Annotated in this window: 15 protein-coding genes; 10 read left to right on the top strand and 5 right to left on the bottom strand. The window is 60.0% G+C overall.

Annotated elements, in window-relative coordinates; translation table 11 throughout:
* Positions 1-92: 92 nt before the first annotated feature.
* A complete protein-coding gene (locus AC07S6_RS05695) occupies positions 93-986 on the top strand; it encodes a LysR family transcriptional regulator (protein ID WP_197884015.1) in 894 nt (297 codons plus the stop codon).
* Between the two features lie 134 nt (positions 987-1,120).
* On the opposite strand, the gene AC07S6_RS05690 is transcribed toward AC07S6_RS05695, so the two are convergent.
* The 3 genes from AC07S6_RS05690 to AC07S6_RS05680 all read right to left on the bottom strand — a co-directional run bounded on the left by AC07S6_RS05690 (position 1,121) and on the right by AC07S6_RS05680 (position 5,075).
* Complete coding sequence (locus tag AC07S6_RS05690; protein ID WP_495111899.1) at positions 1,121-2,980, bottom strand: DUF3857 domain-containing transglutaminase family protein; 1,860 nt, start codon at positions 2,978-2,980, stop codon at positions 1,121-1,123.
* A 179-nt stretch (positions 2,981-3,159) separates the two neighbouring features.
* A complete protein-coding gene (locus AC07S6_RS05685; RefSeq protein ID WP_495111898.1) occupies positions 3,160-4,506 on the bottom strand; it encodes a glutamine synthetase family protein in 1,347 nt (448 codons plus the stop codon).
* 11 nt (positions 4,507-4,517) lie between these two features.
* Positions 4,518-5,075, bottom strand: coding sequence for a helix-turn-helix domain-containing protein (locus AC07S6_RS05680; RefSeq protein ID WP_495111897.1), 558 nt, complete (start codon positions 5,073-5,075; stop codon positions 4,518-4,520).
* A gap of 269 nt (positions 5,076-5,344) precedes the next feature.
* Between AC07S6_RS05680 and AC07S6_RS05675 the strand changes: the two genes are divergently transcribed.
* From AC07S6_RS05675 to AC07S6_RS05665, 3 genes are all read left to right on the top strand, one after another.
* Positions 5,345-5,836, top strand: a complete 492-nt coding sequence (locus AC07S6_RS05675) for an REP-associated tyrosine transposase (RefSeq protein WP_495111896.1) — start codon at positions 5,345-5,347, stop codon at positions 5,834-5,836.
* A 216-nt stretch (positions 5,837-6,052) separates the two neighbouring features.
* Positions 6,053-6,361 carry an RcnB family protein gene (locus AC07S6_RS05670; protein WP_197882354.1) on the top strand — a complete coding sequence of 103 codons (309 nt, stop codon included), beginning with the start codon at positions 6,053-6,055 and terminating at the stop codon, positions 6,359-6,361.
* 87 nt (positions 6,362-6,448) lie between these two features.
* A complete protein-coding gene (locus AC07S6_RS05665) occupies positions 6,449-7,642 on the top strand; it encodes an MFS transporter (protein WP_495111895.1) in 1,194 nt (397 codons plus the stop codon).
* On the opposite strand, the gene AC07S6_RS05660 is transcribed toward AC07S6_RS05665, so the two are convergent.
* Both AC07S6_RS05660 and AC07S6_RS05655 read right to left on the bottom strand, forming a co-directional pair.
* A complete protein-coding gene (locus AC07S6_RS05660) occupies positions 7,605-7,877 on the bottom strand; it encodes a DUF1652 domain-containing protein (RefSeq protein ID WP_003190355.1) in 273 nt (90 codons plus the stop codon). The genes AC07S6_RS05665 and AC07S6_RS05660 overlap by 38 nt on opposite strands.
* Before the next feature lie 102 nt (positions 7,878-7,979).
* Entirely contained in the window at positions 7,980-9,476 is a 1,497-nt protein-coding gene (locus AC07S6_RS05655; protein WP_014717983.1) for a PAS domain S-box protein, read from the bottom strand.
* 203 nt (positions 9,477-9,679) lie between these two features.
* Here AC07S6_RS05655 and AC07S6_RS05650 point away from each other — a divergent pair, with 203 nt between their 5' ends.
* The 6 genes from AC07S6_RS05650 (at position 9,680) to AC07S6_RS05625 (ending at position 16,920) form a co-directional block, all read left to right on the top strand.
* Positions 9,680-10,648 carry a hypothetical protein gene (locus tag AC07S6_RS05650; protein WP_019821429.1) on the top strand — a complete coding sequence of 323 codons (969 nt, stop codon included), beginning with the start codon at positions 9,680-9,682 and terminating at the stop codon, positions 10,646-10,648.
* Positions 10,649-10,726: 78 nt separating this feature from the next.
* Positions 10,727-11,347 (top strand): transglycosylase SLT domain-containing protein, encoded by a 621-nt coding sequence (locus AC07S6_RS05645; RefSeq protein ID WP_003190361.1) that lies wholly within the window; start codon positions 10,727-10,729, stop codon positions 11,345-11,347.
* A gap of 221 nt (positions 11,348-11,568) precedes the next feature.
* A complete protein-coding gene (locus AC07S6_RS05640; RefSeq protein ID WP_034127076.1) occupies positions 11,569-11,913 on the top strand; it encodes an FKBP-type peptidyl-prolyl cis-trans isomerase in 345 nt (114 codons plus the stop codon).
* Between the two features lie 11 nt (positions 11,914-11,924).
* Positions 11,925-12,524 carry a GNAT family N-acetyltransferase gene (locus AC07S6_RS05635; protein WP_495111894.1) on the top strand — a complete coding sequence of 200 codons (600 nt, stop codon included), beginning with the start codon at positions 11,925-11,927 and terminating at the stop codon, positions 12,522-12,524.
* Between the two features lie 810 nt (positions 12,525-13,334).
* Entirely contained in the window at positions 13,335-16,040 is a 2,706-nt protein-coding gene (gene mgtA, locus AC07S6_RS05630) for a magnesium-translocating P-type ATPase (protein ID WP_495111893.1), read from the top strand.
* A 163-nt stretch (positions 16,041-16,203) separates the two neighbouring features.
* On the top strand, positions 16,204-16,920 hold the full coding sequence (locus AC07S6_RS05625) for an MgtC/SapB family protein (RefSeq protein ID WP_003190369.1): 717 nt from the start codon (positions 16,204-16,206) through the stop codon (positions 16,918-16,920).
* The last annotated feature ends 162 nt before the right edge of the window (positions 16,921-17,082 follow it).

Here is a 17,082-nt window from a genome sequence, read left to right as displayed (position 1 = left end):
TAGTTGTTAGTTTTCGTCTTAAAAATGTTAGTTTTTACCCACCCGCTGTGCGTTTTTAAACAGCGCCGGCTGGCCCAGGCTCTGGAGGCGATATGTTCGACTGGAATGACCTGCGGTTTTTTCTCGAGTTGCAGCGCAGTGGCCGCCTGCTCACCGCCGCCCAACGCCTGAAAACCACGCATGCCACCGTGGCGCGGCACATCGACGCCATCGAGAAAAGCCTCGGCACGGCGCTGTTCGTACAGCACGCCCAGGGCTATGAACTGACGCCTGCCGGCGAAGCATTGCTCAAACATGCCGAGGCTATGGAAAACGTGGCACTGCTGGCCGAAGACGAGCTCACCCACTCTGCGGCGCCCCTGGGCAAGATTCGCCTTGGTGTAGCCGAAGGGCTGGGCGTGATGTTTCTGGCCGCACGCATGGGCGGGTTGTTTGAACGCTATCCAGGATTGGAGGTGGAGCTGGTCGCGGTGCCGCGTTTCGTCAGCATCCTCAATCGCGAAGCGGAGATCAGCATTCACCTGGAACGCCCCAGCGCCGATCAACTGGTGACGCGCAAACTCACCGATTATCGTCTGGCGCTGTACGCCAGCCGTGCCTACCTGGCGCGCAACACGCCCATCGAAAAACGTGAAGACCTCGCTGGCCATGCCTGGATCGATTATGTCGATGACCTGCTGTTCAGCCAGGAATTGAAGTTCCTCAACAGCTTCTGCCGTAGCCCCCGGGTGGTGTTCCACAGCACCAGCGTGATCGCCCAGCACCAGGCGGCGCGTTCGGGGTTGGGCATTGCGGTGTTGCCATGTTTCATGGCGGCTGGGGATGGAGAGTTGGTGCCGTTGCTGCCGGCGGAGGGTATCCAGCGCAGCTATTGGATCAGTTCGCGCCGGGAGCTGCACAAGTCGGTGCGGTTGCGGGTGTTGTGGGATTATGTGGTGGAGCTGTGTGCACGGGAGCAGGGCTTGTTGCTCGGCGAATCCCGCTGACACACACACGAATTAAAATGTGGGGGCTGGCTTGCCTGCGATGGCGGTGTGTCAGTCACTGATGTGCAAGCTGACCGGCCGTCATCGCAGGCAAGCCAGCTCCCACATTTGGATCGTGGTGTGTCAGGGACAGTCTAGAGCTTTACTACCTGATGCACCTGCTCGGCACAGGCCCGGGCCTCTTCAATCATCTTTCCGAACGCATCGCTGGTGACTTCGGCATGGGTCAGCCAGCGCTTTTTCTGGCTCAGGCGATAGTGGTAGCGCAGCGAGCCGTCCTCCAGTTTGCCGTCCAGGTCGAGGTCGTACCAGGGCGAGCGCACCTTGCAGCCGGGGATGGCTTTTTCCATCTTCCCGCCAGCCAGGGTGTAGGTGTAGTCGTAGGTCTCTGGGTTGCCCAGGTAGAGGTCAGCCTGTTGCCCCTGGCGGCGATAGTTGATGTAGCCCTCCCAGCGGCCTTTCAAAGATGGGTCGGTGTAGACATAGTCATTGGCCAGTTTTTCCAGGGCACGCTGATCGTTCATGCGGGCAGTGACGCTGTAGCCGTCATGTACCACAAAGCGGGTGGGTTCGCGGGTGATCTGGCAGTCGCTGATGTCGTTGCCGAAGTTGGCGCAGATATTTTGGTCGGTGGCGGTGGTACCTTGCTGGCGGTCAGCGACGCTCAGTTGCATCAACGGCAAGCGGCTGAAAGTAATAGTCGCCTTGACCGCGCCATCTCCCTCTTTGCCGTACTGTACCTGTTTGTCCAGGCGTATCGAGACTTCGGGGCGCTCCAGTGGGATGTGTTCTTCGCGCACCTGGCCCTGCGCATCGTTGACCAATACCCAGCGGTCCTGAATGTCGGGCATGGTTTGGCCAGGGGCGAAGACCGGGTTGGTCGGGTCAAGCCACCACACCTGTCCATTCACTTCGGCACGCACGATGGCATGGTTCGGCGCCTGGGTGCCGGGGATCAGCAAGGCATCGACCACGTCGCCACGGCTGACCCACGCGGTCTCAGCCTTGATGCCGCTGGCCTTGAGCATGGCTGTCAGCAGGGTCGCCAGGTCCTTGCAATCGCCGTAGCCGTGCTGCTCGATTTCCGCCAGGCTGAACGGCACATAACCACGCTCGCTGGCGCGCCAGTCGCCCAGGTAGCGGTAGTGATCATTGATGTGCTGCATCATTGCCGCGACTTGCTCAGCTGGCGCCAGGCTGCGTGCGGCGGCCACGGCGACGGCGGCTTGCGTCGGCAGGGTGGCGCCAAGGATCTGGTTGTAACGCTGGGCGAAATCACCGAAGTACGCCTGGCGGTCCACGGCGCTGCCCACTTCAAGGCGTGGAACGCGCAGCAGTGCGGCGGCGGAGGATTCATTGATGTAGTTGAGGTAGGTCGGGGCTTTTTGCACCACGTCCAGAGTCTTGCCGTTGCTCGAAGGCGTTACCTTGAAACCGTCGAACAATTCACTTCGCCACTGGATCGGCCGTTCGGCGGTAAAGCGCGCCTTGAAGCGATCGCGGCGGGCTGAGCTGGGCCCGAATTTGAGCACATAGTGGAACTGAGTCATCAGCGGTTTGGCCGGATAATGCTGGCGTACCGTGTAGCGGATCTGCGTGCCCACGCGCAGGTTGGGGAAGGCCAGGGAGGTTTGCTTGTCGCGGCTGAAGCCTTGGTCCGGGTTGGGTGCGCTGCGGGTATCGATTTGCGTGGCAGCCAGGGCGACCGGCTTGGCGCCAGGCTGAGTGGACTGTGCACTGACCACTTCAAAGGTGTCGGCTTCGGAGTAGTCGAAGTCGATGCGCGAGAGCATTTCGCGGCCGTTGGCCTTGAGAATTGTGTAGCGGTAGGTGGTGGTGCAGTCAGTGCTGGCGTCGTGGTTGAAGTGGCAGTGCAGCTCGGTGTCACTGGCCAGCGGGGCTTCGGCTATGGGTTGCAGGGCCGCGCTGACGGAATGGGAAACCAGCCCCAGACTGATGGCAATCAAAGGGCGGTGAAACGGAAAACGGTACATGGGCGCCTCGGGTGACACATTGAAACAGCTACCCGGCGGGTAGCGAGAAGGCGCCGGATGATAATGGATCTCAACGGCAAAGGCCAGGATTGTTCGACAATTTATCGGGCTGAAAGGCCCGTGCTAGAGCCTTTCTTTGATTTGGGTCAAGGTTTTTATACCGCGAGCGCGTCACGCGCTTAGAGGAACCAGCGATATTCCCGCGCCTGGATCTCCTGCTGGAAAGCCAGGTGGTCCTGGCGTTTGTTCTCGCAATACACCTCGACAAATTCCGCGCCCAGCTTGTCGCGCAGTACTGGTTGCTGCTGCATGGCACGCACGGCGTCGAGCATCTCCACCGGGAAATCGGCGCCGCTGTTGCGGTCCTCGTTCAGTGGCGCGATGGGTTCGTGCTTGGCCTCAAGCCCGTGCTCCAGGCCCACCAGGATCGCCGCCAGCACCAGGTAAGGGTTGGCATCGGCGCTGGCCAGGCGGTGCTCGATCCGCAGGTTGCGCGGGTCGGACTCGGGGATGCGCACACAGGCATCGCGGTCTTCAAAGCCCCAGCTCGCCCGCGTCGCAGCGTTAACCGTGCCGCCCAGGCGGCGGAAGGCATTGTGGTTGGGCGAGAAAATCGGCATGCAGTGGGGCAGTAATTCCAGGCAACCGGCTACGGCGTGGCGCAATGGCTGCTGCTGATGGGCCGCTAGCAAGTTATTGCCCGCTGCGTCGTAAAGGCTGACATGCACGTGCATGCCGCTGCCGGGAAATTGCAGGTAGGGTTTGGCCATGAAGCTGGCGCGGTAACCATGCTTGAGCGCGACGCCACGGGTGCTACGGCAGAACAGGGCGGCCCAGTCGGCGGCGCGCAGGCCGTCATCGCAGTGGCCGAAGTTGATCTCGAACTGGCCGGGGCCGATCTCGGCGGTGATCACCGTGATGTCGATGCCTTGGTCCTTGGCGGTTTGCGCCATGTCGTCGAGCACGTCGCTGAAACGCGACAGCCGTTCGATATGCAGGTTGGGCTGGTCGTCGGCATCCCCACTGAGCGGGTCGCGGGCAAATTGCGGCAGGCCGTTTTCCAGCTGTTTATCAAACAGGTAGAACTCCAGCTCAAACGCCACCACGGGATGAATGCCCTGATGCTGCAAGCGTTCCAGCACCTTGGCCAGGACTTCGCGGGGTTCGAACTCGATGGGCGCTTCGGTGCCGTCCGAGGTGATGAGCATTTGCCCCAATGGCTGCGACTCCCAGTTCACCGGTTTGAGCGTGCCGGGCACCAATCGGCGATTGGCGTCCGGGTCGCCATCGTTGAAGCAGTAGTCGCCAATCTTGAACAGCCCACCCTGGGCCCCCAGCAGCACCGCATTCTGCGGCAGCTTCAGCGGGCTGCCGGCGGCGTCTTTCTCAAGCATCTCCACTGGGTAGCGCTTGCCGTAGAAATGCCCGGGAATGTCCAGGGCGATCAGGTCGACATAACGCACGTCGGGGTGGTTCTGGCGAAAGGTCCGTACTTCGGCCAGCAACGTTGCAGATGGGCTTTTCACGGGTGCAGCTCCTAGTTGTAAACCCACAAGACGCGGGCGGGCAGGTCGGTCAGGTTGGCGTAGCGGCAGTGGGCGAAACTGGCGAGGTGGAAACTGTCGCCGGGGCCGAGGGTGACTGGCGCGGCTTCGTCATCCACCCACAGGGTCAACTCGCCTTCGAGCACAAATCCGGCCTGTTCGGCGCGGTCGCTCATAGTCTGTTCGCCGCTGTTGGCACCGGGGGCCAACAGGCTGTCGAGCATCGAGAACGCGCCGTTCATGCTCGGCGACACCAGGATGTCGGTGATGCCATTGGCGTAATACACCGTGCGCCGCTCGTTGGGGCGTGTGACCCAATCCACCGCCTTGGGTTTGGGCAGGCTGTAGAAATAGGTGGTGGGCACATCGAGGGCGTGACTGATGGCGGTTAAATCGGCCACGGTCGGGCGCGACAGGCCACGTTCGACCTGCGACAGAAACCCCACCGACCGTTCGATTTTTTGCGCAAGTTGGGCCAGGGTGAGCTTCTTGTGCTTGCGCAAGTCGTGGATCAGCGCCGCGAGGGTGGCGAGTTCTTCTTGAGGGGTCATGAAATTTAATTCGAATAATTTCATGAAAAATTACACGATTATTTTCACGCTCGCAAACCCTATGCACAAACCCTTGTGGCGAGGGAGCTTGCTCCCGCTGGGCAGCGAAGCGGCCCCAACCCATTCACCGCATGCGTTCAGTGGATGCGCGGTGTGGCTTTTTGGGGCTGCTGCGCAGCCCAGCGGGAGCAAGCTCCCTCGCCACAAAGGATTGGGAAATATGGGGAAACTGTATTGGGCAGGGACATCTCAGGTGCCTGCTAGGTTGAATGGACCATTCAACCATTCAGGGGAGCAAAGGATTGCTTCACAAGCCCAACTCTCATTTGTTGCGACGTGGCCGTTATTCAGAACCTGGTCGAGCTTATTTGGTGACCGCCGTGGTTTATCAACGTCGCCCGGTATTTGCCGATCTTTATCTGGGGCGGCTATTGGTTGCCGAGCTCAAACGAGCCCATGACCTTGGACTGGTCAACTCGCTGGCTTGGGTCATTATGCCGGACCACCTTCACTGGTTATTTGAATTGCGAGGCGCGACGCTGCCTGAAGTGATGAAACGGGTGAAGTCGCGCAGCACACTGACCATCAACCGAGCCCGTCGCACGCCCGGTGCTTTTTGGCAGTACGGCTATCATGATCGTGCGGTGCGGGCCGATGAAGACCTTATCAAGGCTGCTCGCTACATCATCGCCAACCCACTGCGAGCCGGACTGGTCGAGCATGTTGGCGACTACTCGCTCTGGGACGCCGCCTGGCTATAACGGAGTACCCCCCTGTGGCGAGGGAGCTTGCTCCCGCTGAGCCGCGAAGCGGCCCCAAAAAGCCCGACCGCGTGCCCACTGAAAACATGCGGTGAATGGGTTGGGGCCGCTGCGCAGCCCAGCGGGAGCAATCTCCGGCCACAGGAAATACGGCTGAATGATTACGCGCCGCCGCGGTCGGAACCTGGGTACGCACCATTAATTGAAGGAGCACCCATGAAGTCGAAAACCTTAGCCGCTTGCCTGCTGGTCGCTGCCAGCTTTTCCACCGTCAGTGCTGTAGTGCAGGCCGGCGATACCCCTCAGGAAACCGTGCAACCTTCAAACATCAACGCCCGTGACTTGAAAGAGGGTGATCGCGCCCCGGACATCTTGATGCGCGAGGAATCAGCGATTAAAGACTGGAAAAAACGTGGGCTCAAACAGCCCGAAGAAGAAAGCCAATGGGCGCGTGTAGGTGACAAGTACGTCCTGCTCAAGACCACCAACGGCACCATCCTGGAGATTACGCCAGTCAAGAAATAATCCCGCCGGGCACCTGCTCGTTTCATGTTTCTTGCGTTAAGGTAACCGACCGCAATGGTCGCGTTACCTTTGAAGAACGAGAGCAGGATGCTTGCCACCATCAGAAACTACCCCCGCACCGTGAACCTGTTGCTGTGCGCCACGTTGCTGCTGACGCTGGCCAAGGCCATCACCTTTCCTTATCTCGTGATCTACCTCACCAGCCATTTCGCCTTGGACATTACCCAGGTCGGCCTGGTAATCGGCAGTTCGCTGATCGTCGGTTCGCTACTCAGTGTGTACGGTGGTTTCCTGGTCGACCGTATCAACAGCTATCGGCTGTTGCTCGCGTTGAGCCTGGCGTTCGTGCTGGGGTTTATCGGCACGGTGCTGGCGCTGAATATCTGGGCGTTCTATGGCTGCCTGATCCTGATCAACCTGGCCTACGCCGTCATTGATATTGCGGTAAAAGCCGGCTTCGCCAGCCTGCTGCCCGAAGACGCGCGCAGCGAAGTGTTTTCCATCAAGTACACGCTTACCAATATCGGCTATGCCGTAGGGCCGTTCTTTGGCGCGATGGTGGCCAAGCTGGATATCAGCCTGCCGTTTATTCTGTCGGCGCTGTTGGGGTTGGGTTTTTTTCTGCTGTACGGGCGCTGGGGTGACCGTAACTTGGCCACGGTGGACGCCACGCAAAAGCCGCTGCCGTTCCTTGCCGTCGCCCGCGTTTTGCTGCAGGACCGTCGCCTGGTGTGCTTCACCCTCGGCGGTTTACTCAGCGCGGTGGTGTTCGGCCAGTTCACGGCCTACCTGTCGCAATACCTGGTGACCACCACGACCGCCGAATACACCTACACCGTGATCAGCGCGGTACTGACCACCAACGCCGTGCTAGTGATCGCCTTGCAGTACTTGATCGGCCGGCGCATCTCGCACCGTTACCTGAGCCAGTGGCTGATCGCTGGCTTGAGCATGTTCATGCTGGGGTTGATTGGCTTCGGGCTGTCCACCAGCGTGGTGGGCTGGGTGCTGGCGATGGCGATGTTCACCGTCGGGGAGATCATCGTGTTTCCGGCCGAATACATGTTTATCGACCGAATTGCCCCGGACCACCTGCGGGGCATGTATTACGGGGCGCAAAACCTGTCCAACTTCGGTGCCGCGCTGGGGCCGGTGCTGTGTGGGCTGGTGTTGGCCAGCCTGCCGGCCCATTACATGTTCTACATGCTGGGGGCGTTTATCGTTGCCGGCGGGGTGTTTTATTTCATGGGAGCGGCGATAAAGGCAAATCATCCAGCGTGAGCTTGCCGACGTTGTTGCTTTGCAGCTCGTAGCGCAACTCATCCACCATTTTTGCCACTTCCTGCGGGGTCTGCAGGCGGTTGGTGCTGATGCCGGTAACTACCAGGTCGACACGGCCGGTCTCGGCGTCGTAGACCTTGAGGGTCAAGGACGCGTCCCGGCACAGGGTGAATTCGCACGTCAGCGGTGACAGGCCTTCTTCGATGCAGTTGCGCAGCTGAGAGAGGGTAAACATGCGGGTTCCTTCTAGGCATAAATACGATCCCTTGAAGGTTATTGCTTGCACCGCCGCTCAATAAGGCGAATTCGCACTAGTCGCACTAGTGCATTTGCAGGGTCAGGGCTTGTTTTTTAGGCGCAAATCGCCGGCAAACAGCCCGCGTTCACGGGCCCAGACGATCGCTGCACTACGGCTGTGCACCCCCAGCTTGGAATACACCGTGGCCACATGGTTACGCACGGTGTTGGGCGCCAGTTTCAGGCGCGAGGCGATTTCTTTGTCCGCCAGGCCCTCACAGATCAGGCCCAATACATCGCGCTCGCGGGCGGTTAGGTCGGTGAAGGAAACATTCGGCAGGTTGGGGCTGTTGACGCTCTTGGCGTTGGCCAGCTTCTCGATCAGGGTCTGGCTGAACCAGGACGCGTCCTGCATGACTTCCTCAATGGCCGCCACCAGTTCCAGCTCCGAGCGTTTGCGCTCGGTGATGTTCATCAGCACCATCAGGTAGCAGGGCACGTCCTGGATAATCACGGTGTCGGCGGATACCACGCAGTCGATCACCTCGTTGCCTTTCTTGCGCACCTTGAGGTCCTGGCCTTCAAGGTTGCCGGCTTTTTCCAGGGTGGCGAACAACTGCGCGCCGGCCTGGGGGCTGTCGATGAAGTTGATGTCTTCGATGGATTTGCCGATCAATTCCTCGCTGATGTAGCCGGTGATGCTCATGAAGGCTTCGTTGATGTCTACCACCTGGCGATTGTCGGCACTGCATACCAGGGTCGGCACGGGCGTCAGCCGGAAGGATTTGGCGAAGCGTTCTTCGCTCTGGCGCAGGGCGATCTCGGCTTTGCGCCGAGGCTCCAGGTCGGTGAAGGAAAACAGCATGCAGTCTTCCTCGTTCATGTCCAGCGGTTGGCCGGCGACAATCACCAGTTTGCTGCCACCTTCGGGCAGTCTCAGTTCGGCCTGCATCTGCGGGATGGTCGCGCCTTCGCCCAGGCGCTGGATCGCCAGGTCCTTGCGCTCGGCCTGTTCCAGCACATCCAGTTCATACACGGATTTGCCGATGACCTGGTCGCGGTTGTAGCCGGTCATCTCCAAAAAACCCTGGTTGACCTTGATGTAGCGCAGGTCGCTTAGACGACAGATCACCGCGGGCGCCGGGTTGGCGTTGAAGGTTTTCTCAAAGCGTTGCTCGGCGCTGGCCCATTCGGTGGCGTCGCTGAGGATCAGTACCAGCAACTCAGGTTCACCCTGGGCATCGGTCAGCACCAGGCTGCGCAGGCGATGCACCCAACTGCGGTGTTCGTCGTCGGCGGGTGTGACTTCCACCACCACATCGCTGAACTCTTCGCCGGCAGCCACGCGGCTGAGGGGGTAGCTGTCCAGTGGCAAGGGATGGTTGTTGCGATAGCGCAGGGCAAAGCGTTTGGCGTACGCCTCGGTATTGGCGCCCAGTTCCTTGACCTCGCTGACCCCATGCATGGTCAACGCCGCTTCATTGGCCCACAGAATGGTCTGGTCGACCTCGGCCAGAATCACACCGTCGGACAGTCCCGAGATGATGGTCTGCAGTTGGCGGCGGTTGGTTTCTTTGGCGAGAACATCCTGGGTCATAACGTCTCCGATTAGGGCAGGGCAAGGCACATTGGGTTACGACATCATGGCTTCAGGATAGTGCAGAGTAATTGCCCACGGGGCAGTGCGAATGCACCAGACCATCTGGTGCATATGGGCCAGGACTGAACGTATGTCGTTTCGCCACACTCACACCCATCAAGGCACATTGCCTTGCTCCTCAATTTGAAAAGGACCTTTGTATGACCACTGTCTATGAAACCAATCGATCGCTGTTTCGAGTGTCGTGGAGCTCGGTATTGGCCGGTAGTGCAATCGCACTGGTCACCTACCTGGTCTTGAGTGTGTTGGGCACCGCCATTGGCGCCAGTGCCGTTGACCCGATGGAAGCAGGCAACCCGTTGAGCGGTTTTGGCACGGGTGCGGGTATCTGGCTGTTTGTATCGACACTGGTCGCCATCGCGTTGGGCGCGTTCGTGGCCGGCCGCACCGCGCCGGATCGTGGCGGCCTGCATGGGGTGCTGACCTGGACCTTGACCACCTTGCTCACCACTTGGCTGTTGGCGGGCCTGGCTTCCAGCGTAGTCGGTACGGCCGGCAACGTGGTGGGTAAAGGTCTGTCTGCTGCGGGCAGTGGCATTGCTGCCGCCGCGCCGGGGATTGGCAATAGCATCAAGCAACAGTTGAATGAGCAGGGCATCGAGCTGGACTGGAACAGCCTGCAAGGCCAACTGGATACCTTGCTCAAGCAGAGCGGCAAGGCTGAACTGGACCCTGCCAATGTCGAGCAGAAAGCCGATCAGGCAGCTGCCGATGGCAAGCAGTCGGCTACCGATGCAGCGACCAATCCTGCCCAGGCCGGTGATGAGCTCAAGCAATGGTTCGAACGTGTGAAAGCGTCCGGCGAGCCAGCATTGAATGCAGCGGATAAAGAGGCGCTGGTCAACATCGTCGCGGCCCGCACTGGCAAGAGCAAAGAAGAAGCCACGCAGATCGTCGACAACTATGCCCAGGCTTATCAGCAAGCCATGCAAAAGGTCGATGAGCTGAAAAAGCAGGCTGAACAGAAAGCCCGTGAAGCCGGTGAAGTCGCTGCCAAGCAACTGTCCCGCGCGGCCTGGAGCACCTTGGCCATGCTGCTGTTGGGTGCGGCGTTGAGCTTCTTTATTGGTCGTATCGCGCTGACTACCCGTCGCGTGCCTTTGGCTTAAAGATGTCTGCGGCAAGGACGCCGCCTGTGTGAAGGGGTAAAATGCTGGCATTTTACCCTTATCCCACAAAGGTGACCCTTGAGCGCAGGCAAAGCCGTCGGACTGTTATTACTCACTTCCCTGTTGGCGGCGTGCGGCACCTCGCCGCCACGCACGCCCAACGACCTCTGCGGTATCTTGCGCGAAAAAGACGACTGGTACGACGCCGCCAAGGTCACGCAAAAGCGCTGGGGCGTACCGATCCAGGTGCCGTTCGCCATCATGTATCAGGAGTCGGGCTTTCGCCACGACGCCAAGACCCCGCGTAAATACCTGCTGTGGATCATCCCTTGGGGCCGCGTCTCCACCGCTTCCGGCTATGCCCAGGCCAAGGATGAAGTATGGAACGACTACCGCAAAGCCACCGGCCGCAGCGGCGCTGATCGCGAAGACTTCGACGACGCGATCGACTTTATCGGCTGGTACATGGACAAGACCTACACCATCAATGGCGTCTACAAGTACGATGCCTACGGCCAGTACCTGAACTACCACGAAGGCTGGGGCGGCTACCGCCAGCGCACCTATGCCAGCAAAGCCTGGCTGCCGCCGGTAGCGAGCAAGGTACAGGCGCGTTCGCAGATGTATGCGCGCCAATATGCCGGGTGCAAGGATGAGTTGGGGCGTGGGTTCTGGAGCCGGTTCTGGCATTGGTTGTAAAGGGTCGACACGGCGACCTCTGAATGCATGCAGATTTAATGTGGGAGCTGGCTTGCCTGCGAAAGCGGTCGTGCAGTCACAGGGGCATTGACTGACACACCGCCTTCGCAGGCAAGCCAGCTCCCACATTGGATTGCGTTCACGCTGGCCATTCCCCTGCACTTGCCAAACCCCTCCGATTCTGGGAAAACCCCAGCCTTTGACCCTTCAATGAGAACCCCATGAGCAACGACGAACTACAGGTCACCGACATCCGCCTGGGCGACGGCAAAGCCGTGGTCAAGGGCGCGCTGATCACCACCCAATACACCGGCACCCTGGAAGATGGCACGGTGTTCGATTCCTCCTGGGAGCGGGGCAAACCGTTCCAGTGCGTGATCGGCACCGGCCGCGTGATCAAGGGGTGGGACCAGGGCTTGATGGGCATGCAGGTTGGCGGTGTACGCTCGTTGTATGTGCCGGCGCACCTGGCCTATGGCGAGCGCTCGATGGGTGCGCATATCAAACCCAACAGTAATCTGCGCTTCGAAATTGAATTGCTGGAAGTGCTGACACGGGATGATTGAAGAGGTTGAACATGGACGTTGATCCACAGGTGTTGCCTGGCAGTTTCCTCGAAGGCATTCGGGTGGTTGAGCTGCTTGGCTGCGATGAAGCTGAGCTGCAGCAGTTTTTTGAACAGGCGCCGGCTTACTTCATCGCGGTGAATGGCGAACCGGCTACCCCGACCGAAGCACGGGAAGAATTACGCGGCCAATTACCCGCCGGCTGGCATTGCAGCCGCCTGTACTGGCTGGGTTACCGAGATGCGCAGGGCCACCTGGTCGCCGTGGTGAATATCGCTGCGGATTTGCTCGCCACCGGGGTGTGGCACATCGGGTTGCTGCTGGTGCATGCGCGCTGGCACGGCAGCGGGCTGGCGCAGCGCTTGCACGCGGACCTTGAGGCCTGGGCGGTGGCGAAGGGCGCCCAGTGGCTGCGGCTGACGGTAGCGGTGGGCAATACCAGGGCCGAGCGTTTTTGGCCCAGACTTGGCTATGTACAGGTGCGTACCCGCGAGGGCATCACGATGGGTCGGCAGGTGAATAAGGTGTCTATCCAGGTAAAGGGTGTTGCCAGCGCGAGCATTGAAGACTACGTGGCGTTAGTTGAAAGGGATCGACCTGATACGCCATAGCCAGGGATGTACATCAATCCCATGTAGACGCTGATTAGGCGTGCCGCCGTATCGTTGCGTATGCAGAGTGCCAGGCAGTGAATTTGTAGCTGACACACCGCTATCGCAGCATAGGTATCTACACAACTTCGGCGCGACGCTGGACCTGTGGCGAGGGAGCTTGCTCCCGTGACGGCCTGGCAGCCGACGCTGATCGAGCTGATGCACCGCGATCCAAATGTGGGAGCTGGCTTGCCTGCGAAGACGGCCTGACAGTCAACACAGTTGGACCGTGTACATATCCATTCCTGCGGTAACGGCTACTCAGGGTTCCGCTTTTACAGCGGCTCACTTTTGAAAAGCCGGAATGCCGGCCCAGACAAAAGTAAGCAAAACGCTCTTTCCTGAACCCATCCTGAAGAATCTTCTTAATTCACCAGGCTGCCACTTTCCTACGGTTTACTCCGCCAACATCGGGGCGTAAGCTTCGCGCGTTTTCATCAATAGCGGAGACCCTCAGTGGGTACTTGTTCGAGTGACAGTCGTCGGCCGGTTTCGGTAACCGGCCTCTACTTGGCAAGGTAACGCGCATTTTCCAGATGCCGTTGTCTCGCCTCATAAAGCGAGAAGCGGCATCCCGGCGGTGGCCAGTCCTGGCACCTGCCTGATTCCCTCTCATCGACGCTGACCAGCACCTGGGTAACGCCTGGATGCTACGGACGCGCCTGCCTGTTACGGCGGGCGGGCCAGGTTCGGCTGTGCCTGTGTGACGGGCGCGGTGTGGACGGGCAGTACCTGCACGACGGCTTTTCCTCGCGCAGGAGTTACACCATGAACCTCACTTTGCTCAAAGAGTTCTTCGCCGGTTTCCTGCGGACCCGGCATATCGCCCGGCATTTTCGCCGCCTGGCGATGCTGGAGACCGTGACCGATGCCAGCGTCAGCCGCGAAGTACCGCCCAGCCTGGCGCAGACATTGGTGGCCTCTGCCAACCGCAGCACTGTGCAATTGCTGGGCGCGCTGGGCAGCCAGGCCGAGGGCTTGAGCACTCAGGAAGCCGACGCCTTGCGCGTGCAATACGGCCTTAACGAAGTCGAGCACGAACAGCCGCTGCCGTGGTGGGTGCACCTGTGGCATTGCTACAAGAATCCGTTCAACCTGCTGCTGACCCTGTTGGCGGTGATCTCTTGGCTGACCGAAGACATGAAGGCCGCCACGGTGATTTTCTCCATGGTGGTGCTCTCGACCCTGTTGCGCTTCTGGCAGGAGGCCAAGTCGAACAAGGCCGCCGACGCCTTGAAGGCCATGGTGAGCAATACCGCGACGGTGCTGCGCCGCGATGCTGCCAAGCGCATTGAACTGCCGATCAAACAACTGGTGCCAGGCGATCTGATTATATTGTCGGCCGGCGACATGATCCCCGCGGACTGCCGTGTGCTCAGCGCCAAGGACTTGTTCGTCAGCCAGGCGGCGATGACCGGTGAATCCATGCCGGTGGAAAAGTTCGCCCACCAGCAGGACGCCCACACGCGCAACCCACTGGAGCTGGAGAACATTCTGTTCATGGGCACCAACGTCGTGTCCGGCGCCGCCACGGCGGTCATCCTCGCCACCGGCAACAGCACGTATTTTGGTGCCTTGGCGCAACGCGTCACGGCGACGGACCGTGCGACCACCTCGTTCCAGCAGGGGGTCAACAAGGTCAGTTGGTTGCTGATTCGCTTTATGTTCGTGATGGCGCCGCTGGTGCTGTTCATCAACGGCTTCACCAAGGGCGACTGGACCGAGGCGTTGCTGTTCGCGCTGTCGATTGCGGTAGGCTTGACCCCGGAAATGCTGCCCATGATCGTCACCTCGACCTTGGCCAAGGGCGCGGTGTTTCTGTCGCGCAAGAAGGTCATCGTCAAGCGCCTGGACGCGATCCAGAACTTCGGCGCCATGGACGTGCTGTGCACCGACAAGACCGGCACGCTCACCCAGGACAAGATTTTCCTGGCGCGCCATGTGGACGTGTGGGGCCAGGAGTCGGACGACGTGCTGGAAATGGCCTACCTCAACAGCTACTACCAGACCGGCTTGAAAAACCTGTTGGATGTGGCCGTGCTCGAGCATGTGGACATCCATCGTGAGCTGAAAGTCGGTACCGCATTCCACAAGGTCGACGAGATCCCATTCGATTTCAACCGCCGCCGCATGTCGGTGGTGGTGGCTGAGGAGCACCAACCGCACCTGTTGATCTGCAAAGGGGCGGTGGAGGAAATTTTGTCGGTGTGCAATCGCGTGCGTCATGGTGACGTCGATGAGGCACTGACCGAAGAACTGTTGGCGCGCATTCGCCAGGTGACGGCGGCCTTTAACGAAGAAGGGCTGCGGGTGGTGGCGGTAGCGGCGCAGCCGATGCCGGCAGGACCTGACACCTACACCCTGGCCGATGAAAACAACCTGACGCTGATCGGCTACGTGGCGTTTCTCGACCCGCCCAAGGAAAGTACCGCCCCCGCCCTCAAGGCCCTGAAGGCCCACGGCGTGGCGGTGAAAGTGTTGACCGGCGACAACGAACTGGTCACGGCGAAGATCTGCCGCGAAGTGGGCCTGGAGCAACAAGGCTTGCTGATGGGCAACGACATCGAGGCGATGAGCGACACCGAACTGGCCCTGGCCGTGGAAACCACCAATGTGTTTGCCAAGCTCACGCCCAGCCACAAGGAACGCATCGTGCGGCTGCTCAAGGCCAACGGACATGTGGTGGGCTTTATGGGCGATGGCATCAACGATGCTCCGGCGCTGCGCACGGCGGATATCGGGATTTCGGTGGACAGTGCGGTGGACATCGCCAAGGAAGCGGCCGACATCATCCTGCTGGAGAAGAGCCTGATGATCCTGGAGGAGGGCGTGCTGGAAGGCCGGCGCACCTTCGCCAACATGCTCAAATACATCAAGATGACCGCCAGTTCCAACTTCGGCAACGTGTTCTCGGTGTTGGTGGCCAGTGCCTTTATCCCGTTTTTGCCGATGCTGCCGATGCACCTGCTGGTGCAAAACCTGCTGTATGACATCTCGCAGATTGCGATTCCGTTCGACAACGTCGATGACGAGATGCTTGCCACGCCGCAACGCTGGCAGCCCGGGGAAGTGGGACGTTTCATGTTGTTCTTCGGGCCGATCAGTTCGATCTTCGACATCACCACGTTCGCACTCATGTGGTATGTGTTTGATGCCAGCACCCCAGACCACCAAACGCTATTTCAATCCGGCTGGTTCGTGGTGGGGCTGCTGACCCAGACCCTGATCGTGCACATGATCCGCACGCCGAAAATCCCGTTTCTGCAAAGCCGCGCAGCGCTGCCGTTGATGTTGATGACCGGCGTGATCATGGCCGTGGGGATATTCCTGCCGATGGGGCCATTGGCGCACTACTTCAAATTGCAGGCGCTGCCGTCGCTGTACTTCGTGTTCCTGCCGGTGATTTTGCTGGCGTACATGGGGCTGACCCAGGCGGTGAAGGGCTACTACATTCGCAGGTTTGGCTGGCAGTAACAGGTCTCGTGCAACATCGCAAAACCTGTGGGAGCCGGGCTTGCCCGCGATGACGGTGTATCAGTCGCCAGATTCATTGGTGGTGTACCGCTATCGCAGGCAAGCCAGCTCCCACAGGGGCCTGCGAGTTACCAATGTGCCGCTGCATTCATGGAGATTTCTTATGCAGGCAATCAACAACATCAACCTCAACTCCCTGGTCGACACTGTGGTCAGCCTCAGCGCTGCGTTTATTCTCGGTGGCCTGATCGGGTTCGAGCGCCAGTACCGCCAGCGCACCGCCGGCTTACGTACCAATGTGCTGGTGGCGGTGGGCGCGGCGATCTTTGTCGACATGGCCAACCGACTGGGCGGTGCGGAAGGCGCGGTGCGCGTGGTCGCTTATGTGGTGTCGGGCATCGGCTTCCTGGGGGCGGGTGTGATCATGCGGGAGGAGGGCAATGTGCGCGGGCTCAATACGGCCGCCACCCTCTGGGCTTCGGCCGCGGTGGGTGCCTGCGCCGGCGCCGACCTGATCCTCGAGGCGTTGCTGGGCACGCTGTTTGTGCTGGCGGCCAACACCTTGCTGCGGCCGATCGTCAACAACATCAATCGTCAGCCCTTGGACGTGGTGTCGGCAGAGGTCACCAATATCCTCTATGTCATTGCGCGCCGCAGTCAGCAACAGGCCGTGATGGTGTTACTGGAAGCCGAGCTGGCACGCTGCAACTACCCTGCCAGCGACGTCGACGTGCGACCGTTCGGCAGTGACGAAGTGGAAATCGAGGCCATCCTGGCCGCCACGTCGGTGGATGGCGACGAACTGGACGCGCTGGTGGCGCGCCTCTCAACGTCAACCCTGGTGGTGCAGGCCTTCTGGAGTCCTAGCACCACCGACTGATCCTTATGGGCTGGCCAGGATTGGCTAAGTTTGCATGTGGAAAAATCCTACATGTTGTCCGGATTATCCCTTCGGTTGAAACATCATTGCATTGCTAAAGTTGGGTACTTGCGGCTGTTGCGCCGTTGAGGCCCGGCGTCCGTCGCTCTGTTGAGTTGATTG

Source organism: Pseudomonas sp. GW821-FHT07B01 (assembly GCF_059419065.1).
The sequence above is the reverse complement of the archived record's forward strand: the minus strand, read 5'-3'. Positions and strand labels throughout refer to the sequence as shown.